An 18159-nucleotide genomic window follows, 5' to 3' on the forward strand; every position below is an offset into this window, starting at 1 on the left:
CGCCAGGTGCGGCGGCATTGCGCGCACCGGTACCGGCGCACCCGCACCAACAGCGTCGTCGGCCGATGCCCGAACGGCTCATGCGCCAGCGGACGCGTCACAGTGTCGCGCGGCACGCCCTCCGCGCCGCACTTTCGGCACCACGGGTCGTCGTCGAGGACACGACACTCCAACACAGCCCGATCAGGCTCGAGCAGCTGCCCAACGGCTTGAAGGCCGAGCTCGTCGAGGCGGCAGAACGTGGTCAGGTTAGGGGTCGCGAACGTAGGGTGGTGCATGTCGAGGTCTTCCGGCGGATGGGCAGTGTAGGAACTTCCATTCTGGAAGACCTCGACCTCTATCTGCGAACCGGCCGGCGCCCCTCGTCTACACCTTCAACTGCGAAGAGCCTTCGCGGCTCTTCGCGAACGAGGGTGTAGGTGGGGTCTGAAGCCTCCGGTTTCGAGGCTCTTCGTAATCAAGGGTGTAGGTGGGGTCTGAAGCCGCCGGCTTCGAGCAGACTCCGTGAGATGTAGTTCGTCAGGTTCCGGAAGCCCAGGGCGGAGCCGCGGAGGTGTTCGAGGCGCCCGTTGATCGCCTCCGTGGGACCGTTGCTGGTGCCGGGCCGGTCGAAGAACGCGAGCACGTCGATGGCGCGTTGCTTCAGTGTCCGGCCGAGCTTGCGCAGTTCGACAAGTCCGGCCGGGATGCCGCTTGTGAGGGAGTCGATGAGTTGCTGCATGACGAACTTCCCGAGTCCCCGGTCTGGTTCCCGGTAGGCGGTGACCATCCGCTGATAGATGCCCCAGGTCGCCTCGACCTCGACATGCTGCTCGTCGGCGAACAGCTCCTCGAGGCGGGTCTGCTGCTTCTCGGTGAGCAGCCCGGCTCCGGTGTGGAGGGTGCGGCGGGCCTTGTAGAGCGGATCCTCCTTCCTTCCGCGGCGCCCGAATGCGTCACGCTGGACGCGGCGGCGGCACTCGTCGAGCGCGTCGCCAGCCAATCTCACGACGTGGAACGGGTCCATCACCGCGACCGCGTCGGGGAGTTCCTCGACGGCGGCGGTCTTGAACCCGGTGAACCCGTCCATCGCGACAACCTCGACACCATCGCGCCAGGCCTGGGGACGGGCGGCGAGCCAGGTCTTGAACACGCTCTTGGAACGCCCCTCGACCATGTCCAGCAACCGTGACGGTCCGGTCTTGTCCCGCACCGGGGTGAGGTCGATGATCACGGTCACGTACTTGTCGCCGCGGCGGGTGTGGCGCCAGACGTGCTCGTCGACGCCGATCACCGCGACGCCGTCGAACCGGGCTGGGTCATCGATCAGTGCCCGCTTGCCCTCGGCGAGGACCGCGGTGTTCGCCGTGTGCCAGGACACCCCCAAGCCCGCGGCTACACGCGAGACCGTGAGATGGTCGACCACGATGCCCTCCAGCGCCCACCGCATCCCGCGACGAGACAGCTTCGCTCGCGCGGGCGCCGCCGCGGTGAGGTCTTCCCGCCAGGAACGCCCGCAGCCGGAACACTTGTATCGGCGGATCCGGACCAGCAGCGTCGTCGGGCGGTGTCCGAACGGCTCGTGCGCGAGCAACCGCGTATCAGTCCCGCGAGAAAGCCCCTGGCTGCCACAACCCCGACACCACGGATCCGGCTCCGCAACCCGGCACTCGATCACCGCCCGGTCCGACTCAAGACACTGCCCCACCGCGACGAGACCGAGCTCGTCCAGTCGGCAGAACACGGTCAGATCAGGGGTCGCAAAGGTAGCGTGGAGCACGTCGAGGTCTTCCGGCAGATGGTCAGTGTGAGAACTTCCATCATCGGGAGACCTCGACCCCCACCCCCGCAACGACGCGCTCAACCACCTACCCCCTCAACTGCGAAGAGCCTGATTACGAAGAGCCTCGAAACCGGAGGCTTCAGACCCCACCTACACCCTCGTTCGCGAAGAGCCCCTTCAAACCCGATACGAGAAGGAACAGCGTACCGAATCAGAGCGGTCTCTGAACGCAATTCGCAAAGCGTCGGCCACGGCAAGCTCTCAATTCGGGTCATTCTCTCGCGCGCAAGCTTCGGTCGTATGGCAACCAAGGGTCAGCCCGGAACTCACAGATATTTTCCTTTCACACGCCAGCGAAGACAAGGACGAGATTGCTCGACCACTGCGTGAGGCTCTGGAAGACCGCGGGCTCACCGTCTGGTTCGATGAACTCAAGATCAAAGTTGGCCACAGCATCCGCCAGGAGATCGAGAAGGGCATCGAGGGCGCTAGGTTCGGTGTCGTCATCCTCTCACCGAGCTTCTTTGCGAAACAGTGGACGCAGGCCGAACTCGACGCCCTTTTTACGAAGAAGATTGATAGTGGGCGCAGCGTGATTCTCCCAATCTGGCACCGCGTGACAAAGGATGAGGTGGCTTCACAGTCCCCACTACTCGCCGGACTTCTCGCTCTCAACTCCGCAACCATGACGCTCTCCGAGATAGCCGACGCCATTGCCGAAGCCGTCGCAGAAGACGGTCAGTAGTGCGTCTTCGCCCATACTGTGCCACGGTGGACGGTGAACTGCTTCGCGACCGTTGAGACACTGACGCCGTTGGAGCGGGCTGTTCGCATAGCGTCCACTTCCTGCTCGGTCAGCGGTGTTCGAGACCGTCTCCTTGGCTCGGTGACGGCCTCGCTCTCGGCGAAGACAATTGGGTCGACCGGAGAGCGGACCTCGCCAACACCGCGCTTCCATGCCGCGATCAGCCTCTCGACCACTCGTCGCCTGTTCCCGCAGCGCTCACTCAGGCCCACCAGACCAGAGGGCACGATCGTGGAGGATTCCGCGTTCGTGCCCTCTTCTTTCATCTCCCGGGGAGTCCGGTCCGAGGGCTGCCGTGCACCCGTGGCTCTGCCGCACATCCGGGGCCTCCGCCATCGCTCAGGCGCCGTCGGCACCGGCTGCGTCGGGGTCGGGGGTGGACGCCGCAGATCGGTGAGCGATCGCCCGCCCCACCAGCGCTCATGCGTCGGGTCGTCCGGACCGATGGTCCAGCCGGCCTCGGGCAGATCGTGGCTGGACGTCTCGCGCAAGAACACGGCGTTCTCGTTCGACCTGGTCAGCCCGGTGAAAGCCTCGCCGTCGAACCAGCGGTCGATCGTCGGGCCCCTCGCATCGGTGTACCAGCCGGCGCCGGGGCCTTCGCATCATCCCGGGCCACAGACTCCGCGCCTCGCGCTGCGCCTGGATACCGGCACGTTCGGTCATGCCTCGCTGCACGGCGTCGTGAACGTGTGTGAACGCGTTGCACGAGAGCTCGATCAGCACGGGCGGGACGTCGACGCAGAGCACCTCCAGAGACCCGAGCCTCGTTCCTCCCGAGCCCAGCTGCGCCCCGACCGGCCGAGCATGGTCGAGGCACCCATCGCGTCCGTGTGCCTCGCCCGCAGGGTCCGACATCGCGCCGGGGTGACGTGCGGGGCGCACCCGACCAACGGGTATCCTCATAGAGCACACTCCCGAGGGAAGGACCCGACCGAAGCATGACCGACACGATGACCTTCGTCTCCACTCGCGGCGGCATGGCGCCGGCGCCCTTCACCCAGGTGCTCATCGACGGTCTCGCACCGGACGGCGGGCTCACCGTGCCGGATCACGTGCCCACGGTCGACGCCGCCCGACTCGAGGGCTGGCGCGGGCTCGACTACCCGGCGCTCGCCGCCGAGGTCATCGGGCTGTACGCCACGGACATCCCGGCCGCGGACCTCGCCCGACTCACCGCGGCCGCCTACGCGCCGGAACGGTTCCCGGCGCCCGTCGTGCCACTGAACCGCGTCGACGACCGGCGGGTCGTCGTCGGGCTCTCCGAGGGGCCGACGATGGCGTTCAAAGACCTCGCGATGCAGTTCCTGGGCCAGGCGATGCCGTACGCGCTCGCGCGCAGCGGACGCCGGCTCAACATCCTCGGCGCGACCTCGGGCGACACCGGCTCCGCCGCCGAGCACGCCTTCCGCGGCCGGCCCGGCATCAGCGTGTTCATGCTCTCGCCCCAGGGACGGATGAGCGACGTGCAGCGGGCGCAGATGTACTCGCTCGACGACGCCAACATCCACAATCTGGCCGTCGACGGGGTGTTCGACGACTGCCAGAACATCGTCAAGGCGATCAACGGCGACGCGGCGTTCAAGGCCGCACACGCGATCGGCGCCGTCAACTCGATCAACTTCGGCCGCATCAGCGCGCAGATCGTCTACTACTTCTGGGCGTGGCTGCGGGTGACCGACGACATCCCCGCCGCAGGGCGCGCGGACGCGCTCATCTCGTTCGCGGTGCCCTCCGGCAACTTCGGCAACATCTATGCCGGGCACCTGGCCCGGCGGATGGGGCTGGCGATCCATCGGCTGATCCTCGCCACGAACGAGAACAACGTGCTCGACGAGTTCTTCCGCACCGGCGTCTACCAGCCGCGCACCCGGGAGCAGACGCTCGTGACCTCCAGCCCGTCGATGGACATCTCGAAGGCCTCGAACCTCGAGCGGTTCATCTGGGACGTGCTGGGCCCGGAGCGCTTCCGCGCGGCCTGGGCCGAGCTCGAGCGCGCCGGCCGCCTCGACCTCTCCGCGGAGCAGCCCCGATTCACCGCCGAGTACGGGTTCGTCAGCGGCGAGAGCACGCATGCGGACCGGCTCGCCGCCATCCGAGCCGTGCACGAGCGCAGCGGTCTGCTCATCGACCCGCACACCGCCGACGCGGTGACCGTCGCCGACCGGCTGATCGCCGACGGGCTGCCCGGGCAGGTGCTCGTGCTCGCGACCGCCCGGCCCGAGAAGTTCGGCGACACGGTCAAGGAGGCGCTCGGCGACGACGCCGAAGGGCTCACCCCGCGGCTGCGCGAGCTGCTCGCCCGGCCCCAGCACGTCATCGACGTGCCGAACAGCGTGGACGCGGTGCGCGCCTACATCGAGGCGCACGCGCCCGCCACGACCGTCGCGGAGTAGCGTCCGCTTGGGGTCTGGGCCTGGGCCTGGGCCTGGGGCCGGTCTGGACGGGCACGGGCCGGCGTGTCGACCCTTGCTCCCGCTCGGGGGGTGCTCCATACTGCTCCTGACGGATACCCTACCCGAGTATCGATTGGAGCGGTCATGGGTGAGAGACACGCTGCATCGGCGGACCGAGAGCGGCATGAGCAGGACCTGCATCACGATGGCTCGGCTCATCAGGACGTGTCAGGTGCGGGCGAGGCCTGCCACGGGATGTCTGACATGAGCCATCACGGCATGGACGGCCACGACATGAGCGGGATGGCGATGAGCCCTCACGACATGGACGGCCACGGCAAGAACGGGCACGACATGAGCCCTCACAACCCGATGCCCGGCATGGCCATGTCCCACGGCGGGCATGCCGGCCACGGCGATCACGTCGCCCGATTCCGCCGTCTGTTCTGGATCATGCTCGCGCTCGCGGTGCCCGTCGCGGCGTGCTCGCCCATGTTCGCCGCGATGCTCGGCTACCGCCTGCCCGACGTCCCGGGGCTCGTCTGGGTGTCGCCGGCGCTCGGCGTCGTCATGTACGTCTGGGGCGGTCGTCCTTTCCTCTCCGGCGCGGTCGGCGAGCTGCGTGACCGGCGCCCCGGGATGATGCTGCTCATCGCCACGGCGATCACCGTCGCGTTGCTCGCCTCGCTCGGCGCGAGCCTCGGCCTACTGCCGGAGAGCCTCGAGTTCTGGTGGGAGCTCGCGCTGCTGATCGTCATCATGCTGCTCGGGCACTGGCTCGAGATGCGCTCGCTGGCGCGCACGGGCTCGGCGCTCGACTCGCTGGCCGCGCTGCTGCCGGACGAGGCCGAGATCGTCGACGGTGACGCCACCCGGACGGTCCCGGTCGCCGACCTCGCCGTCGGGGACGTCTTCCGGGTGCGTCCGGGCGGACGCGTGCCCGCCGACGGCGTGATCCACTCCGGTCAGGCGGGCCTCGATGAGTCGGCCATCACCGGCGAGTCCGCTGCGGTCGTCCGCGGACCCGGTGATCACGTCGTCGCCGGCACCGTCTCCACCGACTCCGCGATCACCGTCACGGTCACCGCGATCGGGGCCGACACCGCGCTGGCCGGCATCCGCCGCCTCGTCGCCAGCGCGCAGTCCTCGTCCACACGCGCGCAGCGGCTCGCCGACCGCGCCGCCGGCTGGCTGTTCTGGTACGCGCTCGCCGCCGCCGCGGTCACGGCCGTCGTCTGGAGTGTGATCGGCTCTCCGCAGGACGCGCTCACCCGCACGATCACCGTGCTCGTCATCGCCTGCCCGCATGCGCTCGGGCTCGCGATCCCGCTCGTCGTCTCGATCGGCACCGAGCGGGCGGCCCGGGCTGGCGTGCTCGTGTCGAACCGGATGGCGCTGGAGCGGATGCGGCGCGTCGACACGGTGCTCTTCGACAAGACCGGCACCCTCACCGAGGGACGCCCGGCGGTCGTCGCCGTGGCCGGGGCGCATCAGGCGGATGTGGGGGAGCGCCCGGCTGCGGTCGGTGCAGTCGGGAGGGCGGCTGCCGAGAGCGCGTCCGCGGAGACCGAGGCGGGGCATGCAGCGGATGCGCAAACCGGCGCCGGGGAGCGCCCGGCTGCAGACGCGGTGCTCGCCCTCGCCGCCGCGACCGAGGGGGAGTCGGAGCATCCGCTCGGCCGGGCGATCGTCGCCGCGGCGCGCGAGCGGGGCCTCGTCATCGACACGGTGACGGCCTTCGCGTCGTCGCCCGCGGTCGGCGTGACCGCCACGGTCGCCGGCCGGAGCGTCCGCGTCGGTGGGCCGCGGCTGCTCGCCGAGGCTCACGCCGAGCCGATGCCCGAGGCCGACGGCTGGGCGGGACGCGGCTGGACCGTGCTCCACGTGCTCGTCGACGGCCGGGTCGTCGGCGCCATCGCCCTGGCCGACGCGGTGCGTCCGGAATCGGCGCAGGCCGTGGCCGCGCTGCGCCGGCGGGGCGTGACGAGCGCGATGATCACCGGCGACGCCGAGCAGGTCGCCCGTGAGGTTGCCGCCCGGGTCGGCATCGAGCGGGTGTTCGCGGGTGTGCGCCCGGAGGACAAGGCCCGCCGCGTCGCCCGCCTGCAGCACGACGGGCACGTCGTGGCGATGGTCGGCGACGGCGTCAACGACGCCCCCGCGCTCGCCGGTGCCGACGTGGGCCTCGCGATCGGGGCGGGCACCGACGTGGCCCGGGCGAGCGCGGACGTCGTGCTCGCCGGCTCCGACCCGCGGGCCGTGCTGTCGGTGCTGCGGCTCTCGCAGGCCAGCTGGCGGAAGATGGTGCAGAACCTGTGGTGGGCGGCCGGATACAACCTCGTGGCGGTGCCGCTCGCGGCCGGTGCGCTCGCCCCCGTCGGGTTCACCATGCCCATGTCGGTCGGCGCGATCCTCATGTCGCTGTCGGCGATCATCGTGGCGGTCAACGCGCAGACGCTGCGGCGGCTGGATCTCGACCCGGCGGACTGCACGCGGGAGTGACTCGTCCCCTGCTCCGACATCGGCGATCGGGATGACTCTACGAGTTGTAGTAGAGTGGTGAGTCGTGCTGCACGAACCGATCGTCCTCTGGTCCTACGTCATTGTCTTCCTCCTCTTGGGGCTCGCCAGCCTCGGGCTCGCCCTGCAGCGGAGGCGCTCTGCGGCCGGCCGTGTGGGCCAGCTGCTGCACGCAGCCATGTGCTTCGCCATGGCCGCGATGCCCGCCACGTTCTTCATGCAGGTGTGGTGGCTGTGGGCGTTCGGGTTCCTCGCCGCGGCGCTGTGGTTCGTCTGGCTCGCGGTGACGCCGCGGCCCGTTCCAGAGGACGCGTGCGGCTGCGGCGACGCGTGCGGCCCGGAGTGCACGTGCGACGAGGCGGGGGAGGCCTCCCGGGACGGCGCCGCGGATTCGGTCGCCGCCGACACCGTCGGCGACACGCGGCGCGCCGGCCGGGGGATGGCGTGGTACCACGCGTTCATGATGGCGGCCATGTCGTGGATGACCTGGATCATGCTGCCGATGCAGGCGATGCGGCGCGGCATGACCGGGATGTCCGGCGCCGCGGACGGCGGCATGGACACGATGTCCGGCTCCGCCGACGGCATGTCGGGGATGTCCGGGACGGACATGCCATCGGGTGGCGGCATGGCGGAGAGCGCGTCCGCCGGGCACACCATGATGATCACGATGCTGCCGACCTGGATGCTCGTCATCACCGTGGCGGTCGTCGCGGTCTTCGCCGTCGCGTTCGTCTGGTGGCTGTGGCGGGCCGTGCGGCCGGGGGCCACCGTCGAGGTGCGGCTGCACGCCTGGCTGCAGGCGATCATGGCCGCGGGCATGGCGTTCGGCTTCCTCGCGATGTGAGGCCCGGCGGTCGTCGTACGCTGGTCTCGCGGACGCCGCGGATGTCCCCTTCGAACGCTCTGCAGCCACCCTGTCGTCTTTCACCTGCGCACGCTCGCCGCGACGCTGCGGACGCCCCATCGAGCCCTCGGAATCGCCGGTCGGGAGGCTCACGCCATGCTTGTGAGCGCACTCATTTCTGAGTAGGCTTATTTTCTGAGCGGAGGGGCCCGGACACCGGGCCGAATCCTCCGGGAACAGAGGCGGAGATGGCCGACGAGAGCCGGGTCAGCCGACGCAAGCGGCGGACGCTGGAGCGCATCCGCTCTGTCGCAGCCCGCCTGTTCGCCACCCGCGGGTACGAGGGCACGACGACCGGCATGGTCGCCGAGCAGGCCGACATCGCCGCCGGCACCCTGTTCTGCTACGTCGACAGCAAGGCCGAGCTGCTGCTCATGGTCTACAACGACCGGTTCGCCGAGGCGATCGCGGCCGGCGTGGCCGCCGGTGCGCAGGCCACGGGCGATCCCGTGGACGTCGTGGTCGCCATGGTCGAGCCGCTGCTGCGCGCGGCTGGCGGCGACCCCGAGAACGCGGCGGTCTACCAGCGCGAGCTCATCTTCGGTGCGGGCGAGGAGACCCACCGGGCGGCTGGCATGCGCATCGTCGCGGCGTTCGAGCAGGCGCTCGCCAGCCGCATCCTCGAGGCGACCGGGCTGGGCGATGGCGGCGACGGGATCCGTGCACTCGCGACCGCCGCAGGGCGCAGTGTGTTCGCCGACGTGCACGTGCTGCTCATCCAGCCTGATCGGGTGCGCTCCGCGCTTGACGATGACCTGCGCGAGCTGCGCGGTCAGATCGCGATGATCATCGCAGGTCTCGTCGTGCTCGCGACGGGGGAGGACGTCCGGGCCCCGGGTGCCCGGGCCGATGCGGCGGACGGCCGCGTCGACGAGAACGCCCGGACCTGAAGGAGAGAGAACCATGACCACCAGCGGCATCACCAACGTCACCGTGCTCGGCACGGGCGTGCTGGGCTCGCAGATCGCGTTCCAGAGCGCCTACGCGGGGTTCACCGTGACCGCGTACGACATCAGCGACGAGATCATCGACAAGGCGAAGCACCGCTTCGCCGACCTCGCGAAGACCTACGAGGCGGAGGTGCCCGGCGCCCGGGACGGCGGGGCCCAGGCCGCCCTCGACCGGCTCACCGGCACGGCCGACCTCGCGAAGGCTGTCGCCGACGCCGACCTCGTCATCGAGGCCGTGCCCGAGCGGATCGACATCAAGCGCGACACCTGGACGAAGGTCGGCCAGTTCGCCCCGGCGAAGACGATCTTCGCCACGAACTCCTCGACGCTGCTGCCGAGCCAGATCGAGGACGCCACGGGCCGCCCCGACCGGTTTCTCGCCCTGCACTTCGCCAACCAGATCTGGAAGTTCAACACCGCCGAGGTGATGGGCACCGCGGACACCGACCCGGCCGTGTTCGACCGCGTCGTCGCCTACGCACATGAGATGGGCATGGTGCCGATCCCGATCCACAAAGAGAAGGCCGGCTACGTGCTCAACTCGCTGCTCGTGCCGCTGCTGCACGCGGCCCAGGAGCTCGCCGCATTCGGCTACGCCGAGCCGAAGGACATCGACGATGTCTGGCGGATCGGCACTGGCGCCCCGAAAGGCCCGTTCGAGATCCTCGACGTCGTCGGACTGACCACGCCGTACAACATCCTGATGAGCGGCGGCGAGACCGAGAAGAAGATCGCCGCGTGGCTGAAGGAGAACTACATCGACAAGGGGAAGCTCGGCCTGCTCAGCGGAGAGGGCTTCTACAAGTACGACCACTGATCGGCCACGGATCGACCACGGGCCGGCGGTGGCCGGGCGCCGATCGGCTGAGGGTCGGTCGCGGCCCGGTCCCCTCGGTCACTGATCGGCGGTGACCTGCCGCGACGCCGGTGATCGTGACGGAGCGTTCGGGCGGGGTCGCGAGAGCGGCTCCGCCCGACTCGTTCCCGGGCCCGCGGACTCCGGTGGCCCAGCGGACGCCGCGCCGCGACCGGGTGCCTCGTGCGATGGGAGGCCGGTCAGATCCCGTTGGCGCGACGTGCCCACACGGCCGCAGGAACAGCTGGCAGTCCGCGTGACGGGAGGCTGTCAGACCCCGTTGATAAGGTGGGGATCATGCCCCGCAGCCCGGGGCGGGCGCGGCCCGGCCGCGTCGCCGATGGACGCGAGGAGTTCCCGCATGCACACACATCCGCTCGCCACGACGCGGTGGCGAGGTGTCGCGACCGCGATCGTCGCGCTGGTCGTCGCGCTGATCGCGATGCTGACGGTTGTCCTGCCGACGAGCTCCGCCCGAGCGGACGAGCAGCCGACGGATCCGAGCTCGCCGGTCGCCGGTCAGACCTTCCGCATCGCCACGGACACGACGTTCGCCCCCTTCGAGTACCGGGACGCCAGCGGCGAGCTCGTCGGCATCGACATGGATCTGATCCGCGACATCGCCGCGCGCGAGGGCTTCGAGGTCGAGATCCAGTCGCTCGGGTTCAACGCTGCGCTCCAGGCGCTCAGCGCGAATCAGGTCGACGCGGTGATCGCCGGCATGTCGATCACCGACGAGCGGCGCCAGGTCTATGACTTCACCGACTCGTACTTCCAGAGCGGCGTGCAGATGGCGATCGCCGAGAGCGACGACGAGATCCACTCGTATGACGACCTGAACGGCCGGATCGTCGCGGTCAAGACCGGCTCCGAGGGCGAGAAGTACGCCAAGTCGATCCAAGGGCAGTACGGGTTCACGATCGACGCGGTCGACCAGTCGTCGACCATGTACGAGAAGGTGAAGTCCGGCAACGCCGCGGCCGTCATCGACGACTACCCGGTGCTGGCCTACGGCATCGCCCAGGGCAACGGGCTGAAGACGGTCACGGACAAGGTGCCGGGCGGCGACTATGCGATGGCGGTCGGCAGGGGGACGAACGCCGACCTCGTCACCGCGTTCAACCGCGGCCTCGCCTCGATGAAGGCCGACGGCAGCTATGACCAGCTCATCGACTCCTATCTCGCCGATCCCTCCTCGCGCGGCGGGGCCCAGGGCGGGTTCTGGCAGCTGGCCCGGCAGGCGTTCCCGGCACTCATGCTCGGTCTGCGCAACACCGTGCTCATCACGCTCATGTCGTTCGGCGTGGCCATGGTGCTCGGCTTCCTCTTCGGGCTCATGCGCGTCAGCGAGCACCGCTGGCTCGACGGCATCGCGCGAGTCTACGTCGCGGTCTTCCGCGGCACGCCGCTGCTCGTCTGGGCGTTCTTCTTCTACTTCGGCGTGCCGCAGCTGATCGGCCACCCGGTGAACATCTGGGTGGCCGGCGTGCTCACCCTGTCGCTGAACGCCGGCGCCTACATCACGGAGATCATCCGCGGTGCGGTGCAGTCGGTCGATCCCGGCCAGCTCGAGGCGGCTCGATCGCTGGGCCTCGGCTATCGGGTCTCGATGCGGCGGGTCGTCGTGCCCCAGGCGGTGAAGATCGCCACGCCCTCGCTGATCAACCAGATGGTGATCATGATCAAGGACTCCTCGCTGCTGCTGGCGATCGGCTTCGCCGAGCTGCTCTACCAGGGGCAGCAGATCTATGCGGCGAACTTCCGGGTCACCGAGACCCTGCTGCTCGTGGCGATCATCTACTTCGTGGCGATCAGCCTGCTCACCTGGCTGGCCAACGTGATCGATCGGAGGATCAACCGATGAGCGAACCGCACACAGAACAGACCGGTCTGGCGGCCGATGAGCCGGTCGTCCGCATCCGCGTCGACGACCTGCACAAGAGCTACGGTGACAACGAGGTGCTGCGTGGCATCAGCACCACCGTCCATGCCGGGGACGTCGTCAGCATCATCGGCGCGTCCGGGTCGGGCAAATCGACGTTCCTGCGCTGTCTGAACCGGCTGGAGACGCCCACGAGCGGCACGATCGTCGTCAACGGCCACGATCTGTCTGATCCTCACGTGGACATCGACGAGGTGCGGCGAGAGATCGGCATGGTCTTCCAGCACTTCAACCTGTTCCCGAACATGACGGTCGCCGAGAACATCGAGCTCGCACCGCGCGAGATCCGTCATGTCAGCAGGGCCGACGCTCGAGCCCTCGCGCTCGAGCTGCTCGACCAGGTGGGGCTCGCCGACAAGGCGGACGCCCGCCCGGCATCCCTCTCCGGCGGACAGAAGCAGCGTGTCGCGATCGCCCGAGCCCTCGCCATGCGCCCCGACATCATGCTCTTCGACGAGGCGACCAGCGCTCTCGACCCGGAGATGGTGGGGGATGTGCTGCAGGTCATCCGTCGTCTCGCCGATGACGGGATGACCATGCTGCTCGTCACCCATGAGATGGCGTTCGCTCGCGAGGTCTCGAGCCGTGTGCTGTTCCTCGACGGCGGAGTCATCGAGGAGGAGGGAGCACCCGAGCAGATCTTCAACGCGCCGAGGAGCCCGCGACTGCAGGAGTTCCTCTCGAAGGTGCTGTGAGCGTCCGCACGCCGGCGACGATCCCGTCGAGCCAGCCGCGCACGCTCCGACGTGCGGCGGGGGTGTCCGGGTAGCGGCAGCGCAGGTGCATCCCCGCCTCGCTGACGACGAACCAGACCATCACGTCCGCCACCGGCAGCGAAGCCGACACATACTGCGGCTGCAGCGCCGGGTCGATCCGCACGGGCAGCCGGCGGGTGTCGAGCCAGGAGATCGCGAGCATCCTGGGTGTCGCCGGCATCCCGCCCGGGCCGAGGATCGGCGCCAGCGGCGTGGACCCGAGCCGCAGCGCCTCGCGCATCGCGGCCGCGCAGCCGGCCGGGGTGTCGTCCGAGCACTCGAGCACCGAGTTCGTGATGAACCAGCCGACCGCGTCGTGCCAGCGCGCGTCGTACCGGCTGTGCACGGGCAGCACCGCTCGCAGGGGCAGACCCGTCTGGGCGCGGGTGACGCCGGCGATCACGGAGAGCACCAGCGGCAGCAGCCGCACCCCCGCGTCCGCCGCCACGGCCTCGAGCAGGGCCACCGCCGTCGCGTCGACGACGTCACGCACCTCGACGACCTCGTCCCGCGGACGGGAGACGTCGCCGAGGTCGACGTGCAGCCGGGGCATCAGCCCGCCCTCGGCCCCCAGCACCGCATGCCAGCGGTCGCGGATGGCCGGGTCGGCTGGCGGACGAACCGCGAGCTCCGCGGTGTGCCCGGCGAAGTCCGCCGCCGGTGGCAGATCGGCGAACGGCTGCACGCCGGCCTCGAGCGCCTGGAGCGCGTCGAGCAGGTCGCGGCCGAGCACCATCACCGACCACATGTCCACGTGGGAGTGGTCGGATGCGATGACGACCACCGGGCGGGGATCGGCGGCATCCGCCGGCGGCTCGATCAGCACGAGCCGGTGCGAGGGACGCGCGAAGGGCCGACAGGTCGCGTCCAACACCGCGCGGACGGCATCGCGCATCGGGCGGCCCGGTGCCGTCGGACGCTCGACCCAGCGTCCCGGCAGCATCACGTGTTCCCGCAGCCGCAGCGCCCCGTGCTCGTCGCGGTCGAAGACCGTGCGCATCGTGCCGTGCCGACGCACCACGGCGAGCCAGGCATCCCCGAGCCGGGCGGCGTCGACCTGCTGCGGCAGCCGCATGGCCAGCGCCATCCATGAGCCAGGACGGTCGCCCTCGCTCACGTGCCGGCGCTGGTCGAACGAGATCGGCAGCGGGTCGACCGTGATCGCGCCCTCGCGCGGGGCATAGTGACGCAGCCGGCCGACCGGCAGGGTGACCCTCGTGATGTTCGTCAGTCGCACACGGGCACCCTAGACGACGCATGTTACGGGCAGGTGATCGGGGTGCGAGGTAACCTCCGCGTGACATAGGTTCGCGTAGGCTGGGCGGCGACCCCCGAGGAGTGATCCCCATGAGCCGACTGCAGGTGCCCGGAGCGACGATCGACTACAACGTGAGCGGAGACCACGGCCCCCTGGTCGTGCAGCTGCACGGGCTCACCTCGAGCCGGGCGCGCGACACCGCCCTCGGGCTCGACCACGGACGCGCGCTGCGCGACCATCGCGTCCTGCGCTATGACGCCCGCGGACACGGGCGGTCGACCGGGGACCGAGACCCCGAGTCGTACCGGTGGCGCTCGCTGGCCGGTGACCTGCTTCGCCTGCTCGACGCGGTGGCACCGGGGGAGCAGGTGCACGGCATCGGTCAGTCGATGGGCTGCGGGACGCTGCTGCACGCGACGCTGCGCGAGCCCGATCGGTTCGCGAGCCTGTCGCTCGTGTCGCCGCCGACGGCCTGGGCGACTCGACGCGCGAAGGCCGCGTCATACCTCGCCAACGCCGATCTGGTCGAGCGGGAGGGCCTCGACGCGTTCATCGCGGCCGGCGCCCATGACGTCGTGCCACCCGCGATGATGGACGCCCCGGAAACCCGGCCGGACGTCTCTGCCTCGCTGCTGCCCGTCGTGCTGCGCGGTGCCGCCCGTGCGGATCTGCCGTCCATCGCCGACATCGCGCACATCACGACGCCCACGCTCATCCTCGCGTGGAGTGGGGACCCCGCCCACCCGATGTCGACGGCGACCGCGCTGCACGAGGCGATTGCAGGTTCCCGCCTCGTGGTCGCCCGCACCCCGTACGGGATGATGGCCTGGCCCGGGCTCATCGGCGAGCACATCGCGCTGCACGAGCCGGCGACGGCCGCGGTGCGCGACCGCGTCGGCGGTCGGGTCTAGAGTCGGTCGGGTGAGCATCCCAGCGCCGACCGGAAGCAGCCCGCACGACACACCAGAAGCGGTGCGCGCTCCGTCGGAGGGACTGGCCCTGGCCGGCCGTGGCGCGGCAGAGGCCCGAGGACGGCAGACGCCATCGACTCCGCGATCCGGCGGGGCGACTGGCTCGCATGGCGGCAGGGCTGCTGGCCTGCATGGAAGCAGGTCGGCTGGTCCGCATGTCAGCAGGTCGGCTCGCCCGCATGTCAGCAGGGCGTCCTTCGGGCGACTCGCGGCAATCCTCGCGCTCATCGTGTCGGCCGTCACCGTCGGGGGATGTGCGACGGGCCCCGCCGCGGAGGTCACCGCCGGCGGCGATGCCGCGTCTCCCACCGCCGCCGCGACCGCGGACGCCGCCGCGACATCCCCGGCGTCATCGGCCGCGCAGGAGGCAGAGGGCGCGGAGCCGGTGCAGCCGACGGCCTCCGCCGACCCGGCCAGCGACCGCGCCGTCGACGTGCTCGCGACCCTGCCGGTCAAGGGCCGTGCGGCGAAGACGGGCTACAGCCGCACCGAGTTCGGCCGGGGGTGGAAGGATCCGGACCACAACGGCTGCGACGCCCGCAACGACGTCCTCGCCCGCGACCTGGTCGACACCACACGGAAGGGCGACTGCACGGTGCTCACCGGCACCCTCCACGACCCGTACACCGGCGGTGACATCGCCTTCACCCGTGGGGCGAAGACGTCCGAGGCCGTGCAGATCGACCATGTCGTGGCGCTCTCCGACGCCTGGCAGAAGGGCGCCCAGCAGCTGAGCGCCGACATGCGCGTCGACCTCGCCAACGACCCGCTCGAACTCATCGCCGTCGACGGCCCCACGAACACGTCGAAGAGCGACGGGGATGCCGCGACCTGGCTGCCGCCGGACACGGGGTTCCGCTGCGAGTACGTGGCCCGGCAGATCGCGGTCAAGGCCTCGTATGGCCTGTGGGTCACCGAGGCCGAGCGGGACGCGATGGGCGGGGTGCTCGCAGGCTGCCCCGATCAGAGGGTCGGCGACAGCACGTTGCACCCGCGGGCGCGATGAGCGGGCCGGACGCTCAGAGCAGACCGGGCGCGCTGTGCGGGCTCTCGCTTCGGCTGGCTCCGGCACGAGAAGCCGCGCCGTCAGCGGCCGGCCGCACCCGACTCGTCAGCGGGGCCGGCCACAGAGCCCGTGTCTCCGGCGGGGGTGTCCGTCGTGGCCGTTCCCGCGGCGTCGGCCAGGCGCTCGCGCAGCCAGTCGCGCAGCACGAGCGCGTGGTTCACCTTCGGGTCGCGCGCCGCGTACACGAGCGTCACACGGGGATGCTCCCGCACGGTCGCCAGCAGCTCGGTGCCGGCCGGGTTCTCATCGAGCTCGGCCCGGTATCGTGCGGCGAACTCGACGGCCGTGTCCGGATCGTGATGCCACCACGTGCGCAGTGCGGGGGAGGGGGCCACCTGCTTCAGCCACGCGTCCAGATGTGCACGCTCGTGACTCATCCCACGCGGCCACAGCCGGTCGACGAGCACCCGGTACCCGTCGTCGGCGCCCGGCGCCTCATACACCCGCCTGATCGCGATCTCCGTCATATCCGCTCCTCTCGTCGCGCTCACCGTCGGCGGTGTCGCATCACCGACGCCCACCGCAGGATCGCGCTCAGCAGCACGAAGAACACGAGTGTGAACACGATGTAGTCGCCCCAGAACCCGGCCCAGAACCCCTCCGGTGGCAGCAGGCGCGCCAGCAGGCGCTGCAGCCCCATCGTCGCCAGGGTCATCACCGCGATCATCCCGAACAGCTGGATGTAGCGTCGCATGGTCTCGTCGTCCCTTCGTCGCATGCCGGGGATCGCCCGGCCGACCCGTGCGCACTCCGCGGCCTTGCGGGCCGGCAGCTTGCGCATCCCCCACGTGCCGGTCACCACGATCTCTCGCGTGCGGATGACGCCCGCGGCCTGCAGCACCGCGTCGAGCTGGCGCAGGGGCGGGTCGGTCACCCGCATCACCGTGTTCTCGAGCGCGCCGGTGTAGCAGGTGGTGATCGTGACCGCATGGATGCCGCGGAAGCGATCCGGGTGCGTCTCGCCACGATGGTCGAAGCGCACGAGCCGCTGGCGCATGCAGTCGAGGAAGTGTTTCATCACCCCGCTCAGCCCGCCCCAGTAGGTGGGGGCGGCGAGCACCCAGACATCCGCGGCGAGCATGCGCCGCTCGAGGTCGTCGAGCACCGGGTTCGGCTCTTCGGACCGATCAGGGTGGATGTCGAGGGCGGCGAGGTCGACGATCTCGGTCTCGTTCCCCGCCGGCACCGCGTCGAGCACGGCGTGCAGGGTGTGGGCGGTCACGCCGTCCTCGCGCTGCGCGCCGAGCAGGCCGAGCACGCGCATCCGACCTCCCATCGCCGTCCACGCCCGTGACCGGGCGAGGTGTGTGTGCGGCCCCGGTCGTTCGCGTCGTGTCACCGAGTCTAGGCTGATGCGAAGGGCGCGGTCAGAGACATCAGATGTCTCGCGTGTGTCGGCCGGCGAGCAGCGGCAGCAGGATCTCGTCGACGATCTCCGTGATCGCTGCGTCGGTCGCCGGCTGCATCGTCATCAGCACCTCGGCGCGCAGCAGTGCGAACGGCAGATCGCGCACCCGCTCCGGCACCGGCTCGGGGCTGATCTCGCCGCGCTCGCGGGCATGGGCGAGCACCGCGTCCATGGTCGGCGCATGTCCGGCCATCAGCTGATCGCGCACGTCGGCGGGGGTGAGGTGCAGCTGTTCGAGTGAGACGGCGGCGAGCCCCAGCAGCTCGAAGACGTCGGCGCGCTCGCGGTTGGCGACGGTGAGCAGGGCGAGCAGATCACCGCGAAGCGACCCAGTGTCCGGCACGGGCAGTGGATGTCGGTCGAGGTGGTCGCGCAGCGTGTCGACGAGCAGGGCGCCGCGGTCGGACCAGCGACGGTAGAGCACGGGCTTGCTGGTGTGTGCCCGGGTGGCGATCGTCTCGATGGTGAATCCGGAGAGGCCGTGATCGCGCAGTTGCAGCCAGGCTGCCTCGAGGATCGCCTGGCGCAACTGTGCGCCGCGTCGACGGGTGGCGGCCATGGAG

At 70.2% G+C, this 18159-nt stretch carries 16 protein-coding genes; 10 read left to right on the forward strand and 6 right to left on the reverse strand.

What is annotated here, in order from left to right; all coding sequences use genetic code 11:
* The coding region (locus F8O02_RS08610) for a transposase family protein (protein WP_158036844.1) at window positions 1-278 on the reverse strand (278 nt) is incomplete at its 3' end.
* Window positions 279-457: 179 nt separating this feature from the next.
* Window positions 458-1759, reverse strand: a complete 1302-nt coding sequence (locus tag F8O02_RS08615; RefSeq protein WP_055343857.1) for an ISL3 family transposase — start codon at window positions 1757-1759, stop codon at window positions 458-460.
* A gap of 337 nt (window positions 1760-2096) precedes the next feature.
* Between F8O02_RS08615 and F8O02_RS09390 the strand changes: the two genes are divergently transcribed.
* The 8 genes from F8O02_RS09390 (at window position 2097) to F8O02_RS08655 (ending at window position 12833) form a co-directional block, all read left to right on the forward strand.
* The gene (locus F8O02_RS09390) at window positions 2097-2507 is read left to right on the forward strand and encodes a toll/interleukin-1 receptor domain-containing protein (RefSeq protein WP_225734252.1); all 411 of its coding nucleotides are present in this window, start codon (window positions 2097-2099) and stop codon (window positions 2505-2507) included.
* Between the two features lie 1001 nt (window positions 2508-3508).
* Window positions 3509-4963 (forward strand): threonine synthase, encoded by a 1455-nt coding sequence (gene thrC, locus F8O02_RS08625; RefSeq protein ID WP_179416337.1) that lies wholly within the window; start codon window positions 3509-3511, stop codon window positions 4961-4963.
* A gap of 255 nt (window positions 4964-5218) precedes the next feature.
* Entirely contained in the window at window positions 5219-7465 is a 2247-nt protein-coding gene (locus F8O02_RS08630) for an HAD-IC family P-type ATPase (RefSeq protein WP_404821187.1), read from the forward strand.
* Window positions 7466-7529: 64 nt separating this feature from the next.
* Window positions 7530-8330, forward strand: coding sequence for a DUF5134 domain-containing protein (locus F8O02_RS08635; RefSeq protein WP_158036845.1), 801 nt, complete (start codon window positions 7530-7532; stop codon window positions 8328-8330).
* A 248-nt stretch (window positions 8331-8578) separates the two neighbouring features.
* Complete coding sequence (locus tag F8O02_RS08640) at window positions 8579-9280, forward strand: TetR/AcrR family transcriptional regulator (RefSeq protein ID WP_158036846.1); 702 nt, start codon at window positions 8579-8581, stop codon at window positions 9278-9280.
* A gap of 13 nt (window positions 9281-9293) precedes the next feature.
* Window positions 9294-10157: a 3-hydroxyacyl-CoA dehydrogenase gene (locus tag F8O02_RS08645; RefSeq protein WP_158036847.1), complete on the forward strand. Its 864-nt coding sequence runs from the start codon at window positions 9294-9296 to the stop codon at window positions 10155-10157.
* Window positions 10158-10557: 400 nt separating this feature from the next.
* Window positions 10558-12060, forward strand: a complete 1503-nt coding sequence (locus tag F8O02_RS08650; protein ID WP_158036848.1) for an amino acid ABC transporter substrate-binding protein/permease — start codon at window positions 10558-10560, stop codon at window positions 12058-12060.
* The gene (locus F8O02_RS08655; RefSeq protein ID WP_158036849.1) at window positions 12057-12833 is read left to right on the forward strand and encodes an amino acid ABC transporter ATP-binding protein; all 777 of its coding nucleotides are present in this window, start codon (window positions 12057-12059) and stop codon (window positions 12831-12833) included. Before F8O02_RS08650 ends, F8O02_RS08655 begins: the two co-directional genes overlap by 4 nt.
* Here the strand turns inward: F8O02_RS08655 and F8O02_RS08660 are convergent.
* Complete coding sequence (locus tag F8O02_RS08660; protein WP_158036850.1) at window positions 12781-14130, reverse strand: condensation domain-containing protein; 1350 nt, start codon at window positions 14128-14130, stop codon at window positions 12781-12783. The genes F8O02_RS08655 and F8O02_RS08660 overlap by 53 nt on opposite strands.
* A 110-nt stretch (window positions 14131-14240) precedes the next feature.
* On the opposite strand from F8O02_RS08660, the gene F8O02_RS08665 reads away from it, so the two are divergent.
* Both F8O02_RS08665 and F8O02_RS08670 read left to right on the forward strand, forming a co-directional pair.
* Window positions 14241-15062 (forward strand): alpha/beta fold hydrolase, encoded by an 822-nt coding sequence (locus F8O02_RS08665; protein WP_158036851.1) that lies wholly within the window; start codon window positions 14241-14243, stop codon window positions 15060-15062.
* A 289-nt stretch (window positions 15063-15351) separates the two neighbouring features.
* On the forward strand, window positions 15352-16128 hold the full coding sequence (locus tag F8O02_RS08670) for an HNH endonuclease family protein (protein WP_225734246.1): 777 nt from the start codon (window positions 15352-15354) through the stop codon (window positions 16126-16128).
* A gap of 80 nt (window positions 16129-16208) precedes the next feature.
* Here the strand turns inward: F8O02_RS08670 and F8O02_RS08675 are convergent, their stop codons facing one another.
* The 3 genes from F8O02_RS08675 to F8O02_RS08685 all read right to left on the reverse strand — a co-directional run bounded on the left by F8O02_RS08675 (window position 16209) and on the right by F8O02_RS08685 (window position 18155).
* Entirely contained in the window at window positions 16209-16655 is a 447-nt protein-coding gene (locus F8O02_RS08675; RefSeq protein WP_158036852.1) for a DUF488 domain-containing protein, read from the reverse strand.
* A 20-nt stretch (window positions 16656-16675) separates the two neighbouring features.
* Window positions 16676-17452, reverse strand: coding sequence for a flavodoxin family protein (locus tag F8O02_RS08680; RefSeq protein WP_158036853.1), 777 nt, complete (start codon window positions 17450-17452; stop codon window positions 16676-16678).
* Between the two features lie 112 nt (window positions 17453-17564).
* On the reverse strand, window positions 17565-18155 hold the full coding sequence (locus tag F8O02_RS08685; protein ID WP_158036854.1) for a TetR/AcrR family transcriptional regulator: 591 nt from the start codon (window positions 18153-18155) through the stop codon (window positions 17565-17567).
* Between the last annotated feature and the right edge of the window lie 4 nt (window positions 18156-18159).

This window comes from Pseudoclavibacter caeni (assembly GCF_008831125.1).
Taxonomy (GTDB): Bacteria; Actinomycetota; Actinomycetes; order Actinomycetales; family Microbacteriaceae; genus Pseudoclavibacter_A; species Pseudoclavibacter_A caeni.

Bases quoted from the DNA above. Each gene is read 5' to 3' on its own strand.
- thrC (WP_179416337.1), top strand. From the start codon at position 3,509: ATGACCGACACGATGACCTTCGTCTCCACTCGCGGCGGCATGGCGCCG.
- F8O02_RS08630 (WP_404821187.1), top strand. From the start codon at position 5,219: ATGTCTGACATGAGCCATCACGGCATGGACGGCCACGACATGAGCGGG.
- F8O02_RS08640 (WP_158036846.1), top strand. From the start codon at position 8,579: ATGGCCGACGAGAGCCGGGTCAGCCGACGCAAGCGGCGGACGCTGGAG.
- F8O02_RS08645 (WP_158036847.1), top strand. From the start codon at position 9,294: ATGACCACCAGCGGCATCACCAACGTCACCGTGCTCGGCACGGGCGTG.
- F8O02_RS08650 (WP_158036848.1), top strand. From the start codon at position 10,558: ATGCACACACATCCGCTCGCCACGACGCGGTGGCGAGGTGTCGCGACC.
- F8O02_RS08655 (WP_158036849.1), top strand. From the start codon at position 12,057: ATGAGCGAACCGCACACAGAACAGACCGGTCTGGCGGCCGATGAGCCG.
- F8O02_RS08665 (WP_158036851.1), top strand. From the start codon at position 14,241: ATGAGCCGACTGCAGGTGCCCGGAGCGACGATCGACTACAACGTGAGC.
- F8O02_RS08675 (WP_158036852.1), bottom strand. From the start codon at position 16,655: ATGACGGAGATCGCGATCAGGCGGGTGTATGAGGCGCCGGGCGCCGAC.
- F8O02_RS08680 (WP_158036853.1), bottom strand. From the start codon at position 17,452: ATGCGCGTGCTCGGCCTGCTCGGCGCGCAGCGCGAGGACGGCGTGACC.
- F8O02_RS08685 (WP_158036854.1), bottom strand. From the start codon at position 18,155: ATGGCCGCCACCCGTCGACGCGGCGCACAGTTGCGCCAGGCGATCCTC.